The 13,696-nt window shown below is 70.2% G+C and carries 11 protein-coding genes; 6 read left to right on the forward strand and 5 right to left on the reverse strand.

Translation table 11 applies throughout. The features are described 5' to 3' along the window. Nucleotides 1–9: 9 nt before the first annotated feature. From G401_RS0128860 to G401_RS0128875, 4 genes are all read right to left on the reverse strand, one after another. The gene (locus tag G401_RS0128860) at nucleotides 10–1,365 is read right to left on the reverse strand and encodes a dipeptidase (protein WP_027345210.1); all 1,356 of its coding nucleotides are present in this window, start codon (nucleotides 1,363–1,365) and stop codon (nucleotides 10–12) included. Further along, entirely contained in the window at nucleotides 1,362–1,805 is a 444-nt protein-coding gene (locus G401_RS0128865) for a hypothetical protein (protein ID WP_027345211.1), read from the reverse strand. Before G401_RS0128865 ends, G401_RS0128860 begins: the two co-directional genes overlap by 4 nt. Further along, nucleotides 1,802–3,271 carry an APC family permease gene (locus G401_RS0128870; protein WP_084557709.1) on the reverse strand — a complete coding sequence of 490 codons (1,470 nt, stop codon included), beginning with the start codon at nucleotides 3,269–3,271 and terminating at the stop codon, nucleotides 1,802–1,804. The genes G401_RS0128865 and G401_RS0128870 overlap by 4 nt, the downstream gene beginning before the upstream one ends. A 1,048-nt stretch (nucleotides 3,272–4,319) precedes the next feature. Next, a complete protein-coding gene (locus tag G401_RS0128875; RefSeq protein WP_027345213.1) occupies nucleotides 4,320–6,794 on the reverse strand; it encodes a helix-turn-helix transcriptional regulator in 2,475 nt (824 codons plus the stop codon). Between the two features lie 277 nt (nucleotides 6,795–7,071). Here G401_RS0128875 and G401_RS0128880 point away from each other — a divergent pair, with 277 nt between their 5' ends. Next, nucleotides 7,072–8,280 (forward strand): LCP family protein, encoded by a 1,209-nt coding sequence (locus G401_RS0128880; protein ID WP_027345214.1) that lies wholly within the window; start codon nucleotides 7,072–7,074, stop codon nucleotides 8,278–8,280. 105 nt (nucleotides 8,281–8,385) lie between these two features. Further along, nucleotides 8,386–9,567, forward strand: a complete 1,182-nt coding sequence (locus G401_RS0128885; protein ID WP_027345215.1) for an RICIN domain-containing protein — start codon at nucleotides 8,386–8,388, stop codon at nucleotides 9,565–9,567. Between the two features lie 112 nt (nucleotides 9,568–9,679). On the opposite strand, the gene G401_RS0128890 is transcribed toward G401_RS0128885, so the two are convergent. Next, nucleotides 9,680–10,159, reverse strand: coding sequence for a hypothetical protein (locus G401_RS0128890; protein ID WP_027345216.1), 480 nt, complete (start codon nucleotides 10,157–10,159; stop codon nucleotides 9,680–9,682). Between the two features lie 94 nt (nucleotides 10,160–10,253). On the opposite strand from G401_RS0128890, the gene G401_RS0128895 reads away from it, so the two are divergent. The 4 genes from G401_RS0128895 (at nucleotide 10,254) to G401_RS0128910 (ending at nucleotide 13,254) form a co-directional block, all read left to right on the forward strand. Further along, a complete protein-coding gene (locus G401_RS0128895; protein ID WP_027345217.1) occupies nucleotides 10,254–10,808 on the forward strand; it encodes a YdeI/OmpD-associated family protein in 555 nt (184 codons plus the stop codon). Between the two features lie 88 nt (nucleotides 10,809–10,896). Then, nucleotides 10,897–11,685, forward strand: a complete 789-nt coding sequence (locus G401_RS49185) for a glycosyltransferase (RefSeq protein WP_051367296.1) — start codon at nucleotides 10,897–10,899, stop codon at nucleotides 11,683–11,685. Beyond that, entirely contained in the window at nucleotides 11,682–12,407 is a 726-nt protein-coding gene (locus tag G401_RS0128905) for a polysaccharide deacetylase family protein (protein ID WP_245601878.1), read from the forward strand. Before G401_RS49185 ends, G401_RS0128905 begins: the two co-directional genes overlap by 4 nt. A gap of 16 nt (nucleotides 12,408–12,423) precedes the next feature. Next, a complete protein-coding gene (locus G401_RS0128910) occupies nucleotides 12,424–13,254 on the forward strand; it encodes an alpha/beta fold hydrolase (RefSeq protein WP_027345219.1) in 831 nt (276 codons plus the stop codon). Nucleotides 13,255–13,696 lie beyond the last annotated feature (442 nt).

Consider the following 13,696-nt stretch of genomic DNA (forward strand, 5'->3'; position numbering starts at 1 on the left):
ACTCCCCCGTCACCCCGTCTTGCGGTCTGCGAATTTCCGTAGGAACAGCGCCTCCGTGAGTGCCATGCCGGCGATCTCGTCCGGATGGACGCTCTCGTTCGGGGCGTGCATCAACGTCAGCGGCTCCTCCACGCCCATGAGGATGATCTCCGCTTCCGGGTACTGCCCGGCGAAGACGTTGCACAGCGGGATCGAACCGCCCTGCCCGAGCATCGCCATCTCCGTCCCGTACGCCTCCTTCATCGCCTCGCCGAGAGCCGCGTACGCGGGACCCGACGTGTCGGCGCGGAAGGGCGATCCGGTGGCCTCGACCTCGACCGTCACGTGGACGCCCCACGGCGCCGCGTGCTTGAGGTGTTCGGTCAGGGCCGCCTGCGCCTGGCCCGGGTCGGTGCCCGGCGGGATGCGCAGGTTGAGCCGGGCGGCCGCGTGCGGTTGCAGGGCGGCCGCCGAGCCGACCACCGGCGGGCAGTCGATGCCGAGGATGCTCAGCGCCGGCCGGGCCCACACGAGGTCGGAGACGTGCCCGCCGCCGAGGAGCTCGACCCCGTCGAGCAGGCCGGCGTCCGCCCGGAACCGGTCCGGCGGGTACGCCTCCCCCGTCCACGTCTGCGTGTTGTCCAGCCCGGTCACGGTCGTCCCGCCGTTCTCGTCGCGCAGCGTGGCCAGCATGCGTACCAGGGCGGACAGGGCATCCGGGGCGGGGCCGCCGAACATGCCCGAGTGCACCTCGGTCTTCAGGCTCTCCACCTTGACGACGACGTTGACCATGCCGCGCAGGCTGACGGTGGCGGCCGGCGACCCCACCGCGGCGTTGCCCGTGTCGCAGACGAGGATCGCGTCGGCCTTCAGCAGTTCGGCGTTGGGCGCCACGAACTCCTCCAGGCCCCCCGTGCCCTGCTCCTCCGAGCCCTCGACGATCAGCTTCAGGTGCACGGGCACGTCGTCGCGCAGCGCCCGCAGCGCCGTCAGGTGCATGACGATGTTGCCCTTGCAGTCGGCCGATCCCCGGCCGTACCAGCGTCCGTCCACTTCGGTCAGTTCGAACGGCGGCGTACGCCACGCCTGATCGTCCAGCGGCGGCTGCACGTCGTAGTGCGCGTACAGCAGGACGGTGGGCGCGTCCGGGTTCGGGCACCGGCGGGTGCCGTAGACCGCCTTGCTGCCGTCGGCCGTCTCGACCAGCCGCGCGTCGGTGAAACCCAGTTCCGCGAACGCGTCCAGCGTCCACTGCGCGGCCCTGGCGCACTCCTCCGGCGGGAACTGCCGCGGGTCGGCGACCGACTTCATCGCCACCAGTTCGGCGAGATCGGTGCGGGCCTGCGGCATCAGGGCCGCGATGCGTTGCCTCAGCTCATCGGTCATCGGTTCACCACGTCGTCGAATTTGAGGTCGCCGGCGTACTTCTGGAAGTCGGCGACCTTCTCCGGGCAGTAGATCTGCATCACGAGGACCTGGCCCTTGACCGCCAGGCTGTCGGCGATGACCGGCCGGGCGCCGGGGCCGCCCGCCCCGTTCACCAGCATGGCGTTGAGCACCGCCCGGCGCAGGGAACTGTTGGGATCGGCACAGATCGATCCCCCGTCCTCGCCGAGCGTACGCGTGATCTGCTCCTTGGTCGGGGCCGGATAGCCGGCGGACTCGATCGCCGCGATCAGCTGATCGGCCTTGGTGTTGGCCTGCGCGCTGGCCTTCGCCGAGCGGAAGACCCCGAGCGCGACGGCGGCCAGGATGATGAAGATCGCGGCCAGGATCACCCAGGTGATCCAGTGCTTGGTCTTGGCCGACGGGTTGACGGTGGTCATGCCTCAGCCACCTCCTCGCTCGCCGTCGCCGTCTTCCACGACGGCTTGCGGAACCGGTAGAACAGGTACGGCACGAGCAGGCCGAGGCCGAGCGCGCCGCCCGCGACGACGGCGACGTACACGGCCGTGTTGCCGGACGCGAACTGCGACGGCGGGATGAACCCGACCAGCAGGGCGGCCAGCGACGCCACGAAGCCGACGCCGCACAGCGCGACGATCATCGGCGCCTTGTAGCCGCGTGGATGGTCCGGGAACTTGCGCCGCAGACCGACGGCCGCCACGAACATCAGCAGGTACACGATGAGGTACACCTGCGTCGTGATCACCGAGAAGATCCAGTACGCGCTGGACACGTCCGGGATGAACGCGTACAGCAGGGCGATGACGGTGGTGATGACGCCCTGGGTGACCAGGATGTTCTGCTGGATGCCGTGCTTGTTGAGCTTCTGCAGGAACGGGGGCAGGTAGCCCTCCTGCTTGGAGATCAGCAGCAGGCCGCGGCTGGGCCCGGCGAGCCAGGTCAGCATGCCGCCGAGCGAGGCGGCGACCAGCGCGATACCGATGAGCGGCGTGAGCCACTGGATGCTGAAGTGCGCGAACACGGCGTCGAAGGCCTGCATGACGCCGGCCGTCAGGGACAGCTGCTCGGCCGGCACGACCCAGCTGATCGCCAGCGCCGGCAGGATGAAGATGACCAGCACCAGGCCCATCGCGAAGAACATCGACTTCGGGAACTCCTTGGCCGGGTTCTTCAGCTTCGACACGTGCACCGCGTTCATCTCCATGCCGGAGTACGACAGGAAGTTGTTGACGATCAGCACCAGGCTGGCCAGACCGGTCCAGGCGGGCAGCAGGTGCGAGGCGGTCATCGGGGCGGCCGACGGGTTGCCCTGGCCCAGGAAGATCGCGCAGAGCAGGATCAGCAGCGCGCCCGGGATCAGCGTGCCGATGATGAGCCCGGCGCTGGCCAGGCCGGCGACGCCCTGCGTACCGCGGGACGAGATGAAGACGCCGGACCAGTAGCACACCATGATGACGACGGCCGTCCACAACCCGCTCGACGCCAGCGCCGGATTGAACACGTACGCCAGGGTGCTCGCGACGTAGCCGAGCAGGCTCGGGTAGTAGAAGATCGTCATGGCGAACTGGCACCACACCGCCAGGAAGCCGAGCGGCTTCGACAGGCCGAGCGCCACCCACCGGTACACCCCGCCGTTCCAGCCCGACGCCAGCTCCGCCGAGACCAGCGAGGTCGGCAGCAGGAAGATGATCGCCGGGACGACGTACAGGAACACGCAGGCCAAGCCGTACACGGCCATGGTGGGCGCGGCCCGCAGGCTCGCCACCGAACTGGTCGTCATCAGCGCCAGCGCGATCCACGTGATCGTGTTGGGCTTGGCCGGCGCGCGGACCGCGGACGCGGCCGAGGCTGCCGGCTTCTTCGCCGGCAGGTCCATTGCGCTCATGTGGTTCCCCTCTGCTCGGGACCGAACATGGAGCCGAATCGCCCCGATGTTCACCCTGCCGGGGATGCCGGTCGCTTTCCTCACCCAGCGCGGGTGATTAGCAGGTCTCCACCACCAAGATCTTTTCTCCGTCGGCTGCACCAGGGATCGAGTCCGACGGCCGCATGACCTCACCGATCGACGGAAAGCGGCATCCCGCGCCTCACTCGACAGCGCCGCGATTCGCGCCTGGCAAACTCGGTTGAGATGTAGTTTTCGAGCCTATCCCCTCGATCATTTACGGCTGGGATGTAGGTAGGGGCCGGCTTTCTCCATCAGCAGCGCTTTGAATCTTGGGCGAGGGCAGGATTTCTACATCTCGGCCGCTGTGGATCACGCCCAAGCTGCTCCACTGCCGCCCGTTGTCCGCGATGCGGGAAGGCTCTTCCGGCAGGTGAACCGCGGCCGCCCTTTTCTTGATCATTTACGGCTGAGGTGTCATTTCCGGCTCCCATTGCATGATCGTTTACGCGCCTGGTGCGGCTGGAGCCATATACGCACCCCGGAGCCGTAAATGATCATGCAGTAGGCGGCCGATTTCACACCTCACCCGTAAACGATCATCCCCCCGGCAGGCAGGCGCCCACTGAGCCGGCAATCCGGTTCGATGCGTGGGTTGCGCGCGCCGAGCGGATCGCGTCAAGATCCTTAAGAATCAAGATCTTCTTGTCCCGGGTTCGTCGATCTCACCTCCGCTCCTCCCGCGGGAGACCGTTCCGCCCCTGTCGCTGCGCTCCGGGGACTCCACTGCCAGGTGAGTGGAGCGAAGCATCCTTCACCGCGGTTCGGTCACCGTTCCAACCCCAACCCCGCCCGGCTTGTGCTTGTGTCGGACCGGCCTTTGTCGCGACTGTCCGACTTGCACCCGAGATGCTCGACGATCTTGCGCGAATGCCCCGAATTTCGTCCGGTGTATCCTAAATGCCCGAACATTCGCGCAAGATCGTCGACCGTCAGGGGTCGACCGTCAGGGGTCGACCGTCAGAGGCCGACCGTCAGGGGTCGACCGTCAGAGGAGGTGGAGTTCGCGGGCCTTCTCGACGGCGGCCCGGCGGTTGGTCACGCCGAGCTTGCGGTACACCGCCTTCAGGTGCGCCTTCACCGTGTTCACCGTGACGAACATGCTCTCGCCGATCTCGGTGTTGCCCCGCAGCGTCGGCAGGTGGCGCAGCACGATCAGCTCCCGCTCCGTCAGCGGCTCGACCAGCGCGACCGCCCGCGGGGTCGGCGTACCGCCGGTGGTGAGGAGGTCGTCGGCGAAGTCCCGGTGCGCGCCGCCGAGATCGCGGTGCAGGCGTACCAGGTCACGGCAGGCGGGCAGTTCCATGAACGGCAGCACCAGCCGCTCACCCGCCGCCGCCTGCAGCGCCTCGCCGATGGCCGTCAGCGCCGCGGTGTCGTGCCGCAGGCGGTGCTGCGCCACCGCGTCGACCACTCGCGCGCGTACCTCCGTGAGCAGTTCGGGCTCGGCCTCCAGGACCGCGCCCGCGATCTCCACCGCCCGCCCCGCGCGGCCCTCCCCCAGCTCCGCCCGCGCCGCCCGCACCTGCTCACCCGGGCTTTCCCCCACCACCGCCATCGGGTACGCGCCGCGGGCCAGACCGATGTCGGCCTCGATGCTCGTCACCCAGCTGCCGACGAGCGGGGCGGCGACCGATTCGCGGCCGGCCTTCTCGCGTACCTCGGCGAGCATGGCCTCGGCCCGAGCGGGTCCGCCGCGGCCGAGGTGGATGCGGGCTTCGAGGATGCGGGCGGCCAGTTCCACCAGCGGGTCGGCGCCGCGGTCGGCGTCGTGCGCCCAGTGGCGTACGTGCAGGGCCGCCGTGTCGAAGTCGGCCCGCAGCAGGCAGACGTGCGCGAGGGCGAGGTGGGCCGGCGCGCCGGCCGGGACCGGATGGCGCAGCGCGGCCGCGGCGTGCAGTTCGGCGGAGCGGCAGCGGCCCGCGGCGGCCGCCGCCCAGGCCAGGTACGCGTGCCCCAGCGCCTGCACCGCGACGAGGTCCCGGGCCAGCGCGGGCCGCATCGCCGAGCGCAGCGACGACTCGGCCTGCCACGGCCGCATCATCCACAGTAGACCGATGCCGCGGTGGCACTCGGCGACCGCCCGGTACGCGGCCACGACCGGGCCGATCACCGGACCGGCGGCGTCCAGCCGGCGCACGGCGTCCTCGGCGGTGGCGACCAGCTCGGCGGCGTCGCCCCGGCCGGCGGCGACGAGCACGTCGAGGACCCGCAGCACGGCCTCGACCGCGCCGCGCATCCCGCCGGACCCGGCCCTCGGCAGCTGCTCGCGGCAGCGGACGAGATCGCAGCGCAGCCCGTCGAGGTCGCCGCCGTGCAGGTGCTCGACCGCCGCCACAAGCGTGCCCGACAGCCCGTGCGGGTAGCCCGCGGAACCCTCCGGGTGCAGCGCCGCCACGAGATCGTCGGCGTCGGCCGAGAACAGCCGGGGCAGCGCCGTGAGCAGTACGCGTTCGATCCGGTCGGCGTCGCGGGACAGGATCGCGTGCCGGACCGCCTCGACCCAGCGGCCGCGTTCGGCGTACCAGCCGGCGGCGCGGCCGTGCTGGACCTGGCCGAGGATCGGCCGCTGGGCGACGAGGTCGTGGTAGAGCGCCTCGCGCAGCAGCGGGTGGTACCGGTACACCCGGTCCTGGCCGACCGGGCGGACAAGTAACTGGTGTGTCGCCGCGACGGTGTCGAGCAGCGCCGGGGCCGCGGGGTCGTCCAGCAGCGCCTCGGCGAACGGGCCGCCGACCTCGTCGACGACGCTCGTGCGGACCAGGAACTCGCGCAGGTTGGTCGGCAGCCCGTCGACGACCTCGCCCAGCACGTACGCGGCCGCGTCCCGGCGCTCACCGGCCAGGGCCGCGGTCGCGAGGCGTACGCCGGCCGCCCAGCCCCAGGTCCGGTCGGCGATGTCGGCGGCCTGTCCCGGGGCGAGCCGCAGACCTTGGCGCCCGGCCAGCTCGGCGATCTCGTCGGGGACGAAGGCCAGGTCGGCCGCGCGCACGTCGGCCAGGACGCCGCTCAGGCGCCACCGTTCCAGCCGCATCGCCGGGTCGGACCGGCTCAGCAGCAGCAGCCGCAGGTTCGGCGGCCGCCGGTCGATGAGGTAGCGCAGCTCGGCGAGGATGTCCGGATCGGTGATCTCGTGCAGGTCGTCGAGGACCAGCACGGTCGGCTCGGGCAGGACGGCGGCCAGCGGCAGCAGCTTCGAGAAGGCGGCCGCGCGGGGCGGCATCGCGACCCCCGCCCCGGGCCAGGCGGCGAGGACCGCGCTCCACAACACCCCGGTCTTGTTCGCGGTCGCGTCGGCGGTCAGCCAGAGCTTGGCCGACCGGCGCGTCGCGTACCACTGGCCGGCGGCGGTCGTCTTGCCGCTGCCCGCCTCGGCGCTCACCAGCGTCACCGGGGCCGCCGTGACCGCCTCGTCGAGCCGGCGGACGAGCCGCGGCCGCGCGATGATCACGTCCCCCGTCACGAATTCACCGTAATCACAACGGAACGGCACCGAACCGAATTCGGAGCTATCCGACTTCGTGCGGGTTTTGTCCGATTCTGCGCCAAGTGGCGCTCATGGCCGGTTCAGCCGGCGTTCAGCCTGCCTCCGACGTTCGGTGGATGTTTGTTCACCCCTTCCGCCAGAACAATCCGGGCATTTGCCACGATGCCTCGACCCCGGGTCGACCCGCCCTTGCCTCGCCCTTTACGGTTGGCCAGCCGCGCCGTGCGGGCGATGTCCTCAGAGGAGTACCTACATGTCGGTCCAGGCGACGCGGCGACACGCCGTCGACCGGTCCCCTGACCGCGACTCCGAGCGTGGCACGGGTCCGCAGCGCAAGAAGAAGAGCAAGAAGCGCGCCCACGCGCCGCTGTGGACAAAGCTGCTCACCGGCTTCGGCGTCATGCTCGTGGTGATGAGCTTCGGCGGCCTGGTCGCCGCCAAGTACTACCTCGGCAAGCTGACCAGCAACATCCAGACCACTTCGAGCGTGCTGTCGGACAACTCCGTCTCCGGTGCCGACAGCTCCGGCAAGCTGCCCAAGGGCGCGATGAACCTGCTCATGCTCGGCCTGGACACCCGCGCGGGCTGGGAGGCGGCCGGCAAGGACTCCCGCTCCGACACCATCATCATCCTGCACATCTCGGCCTCGCACGACCAGGCGTACATGATCTCGATTCCGCGGGACATGGTGGCGCACATCCCGGCCGACAGCTCCATGGGCTTCCCGGGCGACACCACCAAAATCAACGCCGCGTACGCGTACGGCTCCATGAACGGGCGGGGCTGGACCGGCGGCGCGAAGCTGGCCACGAAGGCGATCCACGAGCTGACCGGGATCAACTTCGACGGCGTGGTGGTCATCGACTTCGACGGCTTCAAGGGCATCCTGCAGGCGATGGGCGGCGTGTACATGTGCGTCGACAAGGACATGTGGTCCAACCACTACGTCATCGTCGACGGCAAGGTGCAGTACAAGGACGGCGACCCGCAGTCCCCGCCGAAGAACGCCGTCTGGTTCCGCAAGGGCTGCCGCAACATGGCCCCCTGGGAGGCGCTGGAGTTCTCCCGGCTGCGCCACTCCACCAACGGCGACTACGACCGCCAGCGCCACCAGCAGCAACTGCTCAAGGCGATGGCGAAGAAGGCCACCAGCGCCGGCATCCTCACCAACCCCGGCAAGCTGTCGGAGATCATCGCGGCGGCCGGGTCCTCGCTGAAGATGGACACGCACGGCGTACCGGTGAACGACTTCGTGTTCGGGTTGAAGAACCTGGCCGGCACCGACCTGATCGCGCTGAAGACCAACGGCGGCACGTTCGCCACGAACGCCGGCAACACCGGAGAGGCCGTCACGCAGGGCACCAAGGAGCTGTTCAAAGCGGCGGCGAACGACAACCTCGGCGAGTTCATCGCGGGCAACCCCGAGTTCCTCGTCGGCGACGGGACCTCGCCCGTCGGCTGACGCGGCCCGCGTCCGCATGCCGGGACGCCGGTTGTATCGAGCACGGCCACTGTCCATAGTGAACGACGACGCCGGGCATCGTTATCACACGAAGGAAGTGACCTCGTGAGACGATCCCGGCTGCTTGCCGTCCTCGTCCCCCTGCTCGCCGTCCTCGCCGGTGGCACCGTGGCCGTCCTGACCGCGCCGACGGCGTGGGCCGCGGCCGCCTTCACCTCGACCGCCGTCAACGGCAACGGCGGCAACTGCCTCGACCTGCCCAACGGGTCGACGGCCAACGGCACGCAGCTCATCCAGTGGGGCTGCAACGGCGGCACCAACCAGAGCTTCACCTTCACCCCGGTCGCCGGCACCACCGACCAGTACACGATCGGCACGGCCGCCGCCGGCAAGTGCGTGGACGTCTACGGAGCGTCCACAGCGGACAATGCCACGGTCATCCAGTGGGGCTGCAGCGGCGCGAACAACCAGAAGTTCCGGCTCGTCACGACCGGCGCCGACAAGACCTTCACCGTCCAGGCCCTGCACTCGGGCAAGTGCGTCGTGCCGGCCGGCGGCTCGGCCACCGCCAACACCGGCGTGGTCCAGCTGCCGTGCGGCACCGCGGCCTCGCGTACCTGGCGGCTCGCCGGGTTCCCGGGCACGTCGTCCCCGCCGCCCTCCGCGTCCCCGTCCGTCACCCCCACCGGCGGTACGCCGCCCGCCCGCACGGTACGCGTCTTCTGGCTGAAGCCGTCCGACGTCGCGTACGACCAGCGGTATCCCGACGGGATCGCGGCCGTGATGCGGGAAGCGCAGAACTACTACCGCCAGGAGCTCGGCAAGACGTTCACGCTGAACAGCGTGGTCGTCGAGGTGGTCAACGGCGACCACGTCCGCAGCTGGTACGAGAACACGCCGAACGGCGGCGACAAGTACTGGTGGTCGGTGACCAACATGCAGAACGAGCTGGCGCGCAAGTTCGCCCTGAACAACCCCGACAGCCGGTGGCTGTGCGTCGGTGAGATCAGCGCGGAGGGCGACGGCGCGGGCGGCGGCGGCAGTCCCGGCTGGGTGGTGCTGTCCGGCCACGACGCCGACGGCGCGGCCGGCGTGAGCGGCCAGTCGATGAACCGCTGGTACGGCGGCATGGTGCACGAGCTCGGCCATGCGTTCGGCCTGCCCGACGCGGCGTCGACCGACGGTACGCCGATGTCGGCCTCGTTCTACAGCTACCCGAACACGCACTTCAGCCAGGCGCAGAAGAACTCGATCCTGGCCGGCCCCTACGGCACCTTCCTCTCGTAACCCCCTTGCCTTTCGACGATCTTGCGCGAATGTCCGGGCTATTCGGGCACATGCCACGAAATTCGAGGCATTCGCGCAAGATCGTCGGGAAGGGGTGTGCCGGGGGCGGGGGTCAGCCGGCGGCTTTGCCGGTGGCCGTGATCGCGCCGACGATCCAGCCCGCGAACAGCCCGTAGGTCGACCCGGCCGCGGCCAGCTGGAAGGCCGTCAGCAGGGACGGTGAGGACAGGATGAACGCGGTGATGAACGCGGCCAGGGCGCTGCCGAAGATGACGGCCGCCCAGCCGAGCAGGAACGCCCCGCCGCCACCGGTGACGGACTTGGCCGCGAAGGCGACGATGAGCGCGACGAAGAGGATGAGCAGCAATGCCCGCAGGTCCGCCGCGAGCAGCCTGCGCATGGCCGAGTTGGTGTTGTCGTCCGGCCCGAAGGCCCAGTGCGGCCAGGTGAGTACGCGCAGGAACCAGCCCCACGCCGTGTCGGCACTGGTGTGCTTGTTGACCCACTCGGTGATCGGCTGGCTGCCGCCGATGAGCACAAGTGCAGCGATGCCGAGGGTGCCCGCCCCGGCGACGGTACGCGTGCGCGCCATGTGCACATGATAGGGATCGGGATCGTGTTTGGTCGATGCATACTTTCCCGGCGTCACCGATCAGAGTGTCACCTAGAACGTATACGCTGATCTTGTGGACGAACCCCTCACCTTCGCCGACATCGCCGCGTGGGAGTCGTGGCTCGATGAGCACCACGCCACGGCCGACGGCGCCTGGCTGCGCGTACGCAAGAAGAACGCGCGGGTGCCGGCGATCACGGCACCGGAGGCCGGCGACGCCGCGATGTGTTTCGGGTGGATCGACAGCCACCGCCGCGGCCTGGACGCCGACTACTTCCTCCAGCGCTATTCGCGGCGCAGTCCGAAGGGGACGTGGTCCCAGGTCAACGTGGCGCGGGCCGGGGAGCTGATCGCCGCCGGCCGGATGCGTCCCGCCGGGTACGCCGAGATCGAGGCGGCCCGGGCCGACGGGCGGTGGCAGGCCGCGTACGCCGCCCAGAGCACGGCCGAGGTGCCCGCCGACGTGACGGCCGCCCTCGCGACGGATCCCGAAGCCGCGGCGGCCTTCGCGAAGCTGGGCAAGACCGAGCGCTACCTTCTCGTCCTACCTGTCCTCAAGGCGGTGGCGCCGAAGACCCGGGCGGCGCGTGTGCGGAAGCTGCTCGACTCCCTGCGTACCGGGGGATAACCCTACGGTTCTCGGGGGGTTCGGCTCAGGGTCAAGTCGGGGGGCTTCCTGATGGCCCGCGGCCGGTCGCGGCAGAAGACTGAACCGCATGGCTGATGGCATCAGGTTCAGCGTCGTCATTCCGTGCTACAACGAGGCCGGCTACGTCGCCGACGCGATCCTCTCGTTGCACAAGCAGGACTTCGACGGCGCGTACGAGATCATCGTGGTCGACAACAACTGCACCGACGACACCGCCGGGATCGCCCGCGACCTGGGCGCCCGGGTCGTGGCCGAGACCGCGCCGGGCGTCTGCAACGCGCGCCAGGCCGGTACGCTCGCCGCCCGGGGCGAGATCGTGGTGTCCGCCGACGCCGACACGGTGTACGCGCGCGACTGGCTCAGCCGCATCGACGCCCGGTTCCGCGACGGCGGCCAGGACGACGACGAGATCGTGGCGGTCGTCGGCCCCTGTGTGTACGCGGACGGCCCCCGTTGGGGAACGGCGTACGGCAAGGCCCTGTTCGGGGCGGTCAACGGCGTCTACAAGCTCACCGGCCGGGCCGCGTACGCGTCCGCGACCAACATCGCCTTCCGCCGCGAGCACTGGGACGGCTACGACGTCACCCTGACCCAGGGCGGCGACGAGTTCGACCTGTTGCGCAAGCTGCGCAAGCGCGGGCGGATCGCGTACCTGCACGACAACCCGACCTTCACCTCCGGCCGCCGGTTCTCGAAGGGGCTGGCGTACAACATGTTCGTGACCCTGCCCGTGCACTACGTGCTCACCTACACCGTCAACCGGGTCGCCGGCCGCCGCGTCCTGGGCTCGGCCCCCGCCATCCGCGACAGCCACGGCTCCTTCACCGCCACCCTCGCCGGCCGGGGCGCCGAATGACCGCCGCCCTCGTGGCGCTCGCCGCGCTCGCCCTCCTCGGCGGCGCGGCGTACTTCCTGCTCATGTCGCCCTTCTCGCAGGTCTTCGGCGCATACCCGTACCGGGCGCGGACCCGTGACCGGGTCGTCGCGCTCACCTTCGACGACGGCCCCAACGAGCCGTACACCTCCGAGATCCTGGATTACCTGGAACAGCAACGGATCCGCGCCACGTTCTTCCAAGTAGGACGGTGCGTCGAGCGGCACCCCGACACCGCCCGCCGCATCGCCGCCGCCGGCCACACCGTCGGCAACCACTCGCTGACCCACCGGTTCGACACCTATCTCAAACCCCGCGCGTTCGAGGCCGAGGTCGCGGTCACCCAGGAGATCCTCACCCGCACCATCGGGCGTACGCCGGCCCTCGCCCGGTCGCCGTGGCTCTGGCGGCGGCCCGGCGTCCTGCGCATGTTCCGCCGCCACGACCTGAACCCGGTGGCCGGCGAGTTCTGCCACGCCCTCGAAGTCTTCCAGCCCTCGGGTACGCGGCTGGCCCGCCGCGCGGTCGCGAAGACTAAGCCGGGATCGATCCTCATCTTCCACGACGGCTTCGACGGCCACGGCGGCGACCGGTCCCAGACCGTACGCGCGGTCCGGCTGACCGTCGAGGCGCTGTCCGCCCAGGGCTACCGGTTCGTGACGGTGGACGAGCTGCTCGGCGTACCGGCGTGGCGCGAAGCCTGATCATTATCCTGATCAGGTGACCGCCTTTTCGAGCGCCGACGGGACCCGGCTCGCGTACCACCGCCACGGGGACACCCCGCCGCTGGTCCTGCTGCCCGGCGGCCCGATGGTCGGGTCGGCGTACCTCGCCGGGCTGGCCGAACGGCTGCCGTCGGTACGCCTCGACCTGCGCGGGACCGGCGCGTCCGAGGTGCCGGCCGACCCGACCTCCTACCGCTGCGACCGGCAGGTCGACGACGTCGAGGCCCTGCGGCAGGAGCTCGGTTTGGAGCGGCTCGACCTGCTCGGCCACTCCGCCGGGGGCACCCTCGCCCTCCTGTACGCCCTGCGCCACCCCGATCGCGTCGCCCGCCTGGTGCTCGCCGCGCCGAGCCCCCGACCGGTCGGCATCCTCGTCACCGACGACGACCGGCGCGAGGTGGCCCGGCAGCGCGAAGGCGAGCCCTGGTTCGCGGACGCGTACGCCGGCTTCGAAGGGATCTGGGCCGGCGAGCTGACCGACGAGAACTTCGACCGCATCCAGCCCTTCATGCACGGCCGCTGGGACTCCGCGGCGCGCGCGGCGGTCGAGTGGGAGGACGCGGCCCGCAACGACGAAGCGGCCGGGACCTACTACGCGCCAGGCTGCTTCGACCCGGCGGAGGTACGCGCGGCCCTGTGCGCGGTGACCGCGCCGGTCCTGCTGCTCAGCGGCGGCGTCGACCCGGCGCTGCCGCCACACCGCGCCGCCGAGTACGCGGCGCTGTTCCCGAACGCCCGCCACGAGATCCAGCCCGGTGCCGGGCACACGCCCTGGCGCGACGATCCGGAGTGGACACTGGCCGCCCTCACCGCCTTCCTCGCCTGACCGGCCCCGCCCCGCCCCAAGATCCCGCTTGGATCAGGGAAATCACCCGAATCTTGGGCCATGATGACGTGGCGATCCCTGATCGATCTTCGTGACACGACCGGAAACCGATCTCGATCATGCAGTCAAGATCCCGAAGACCACGAGCCTTGATCATGTCACTCGCATATGTCGAAATTCGGCCGCCGCAACATATATGAGTGACACGATCACGGCCAGGCGACCCACGTCGACATATACGCGCGACATGATCAAGGCCGGCACGGCGAACGGCCGACCTACCCAGGGAACTGCCAGGCGTACGCGGACCGCCCGGCCGACCCCCGCCCATAAGGTCACGCCGGGTCAGCGTCATCCATGCTGGACAGTGGGGGCAAGGCTCAGGCTGGGCCGGCGGCGTCAGATCCGACGCGATCGGTCGCTCCGCCCGGAGGCGCGTAGG

The organism is Hamadaea tsunoensis DSM 44101, from assembly GCF_000428945.1.
Taxonomy (GTDB): domain Bacteria; phylum Actinomycetota; class Actinomycetes; order Mycobacteriales; family Micromonosporaceae; genus Hamadaea; species Hamadaea tsunoensis.

Coding starts and splice junctions, on each gene's coding strand:
- G401_RS0128860 (WP_027345210.1), bottom strand. CDS start 1,365: ATGACCGATGAGCTGAGGCAACGCATCGCGGCCCTGATGCCGCAGGCC.
- G401_RS0128865 (WP_027345211.1), bottom strand. CDS start 1,805: ATGACCACCGTCAACCCGTCGGCCAAGACCAAGCACTGGATCACCTGG.
- G401_RS0128870 (WP_084557709.1), bottom strand. CDS start 3,271: ATGAGCGCAATGGACCTGCCGGCGAAGAAGCCGGCAGCCTCGGCCGCG.
- G401_RS0128880 (WP_027345214.1), top strand. CDS start 7,072: ATGTCGGTCCAGGCGACGCGGCGACACGCCGTCGACCGGTCCCCTGAC.
- G401_RS0128890 (WP_027345216.1), bottom strand. CDS start 10,159: ATGGCGCGCACGCGTACCGTCGCCGGGGCGGGCACCCTCGGCATCGCT.
- G401_RS49185 (WP_051367296.1), top strand. CDS start 10,897: ATGGCTGATGGCATCAGGTTCAGCGTCGTCATTCCGTGCTACAACGAG.
- G401_RS0128905 (WP_245601878.1), top strand. CDS start 11,682: ATGACCGCCGCCCTCGTGGCGCTCGCCGCGCTCGCCCTCCTCGGCGGC.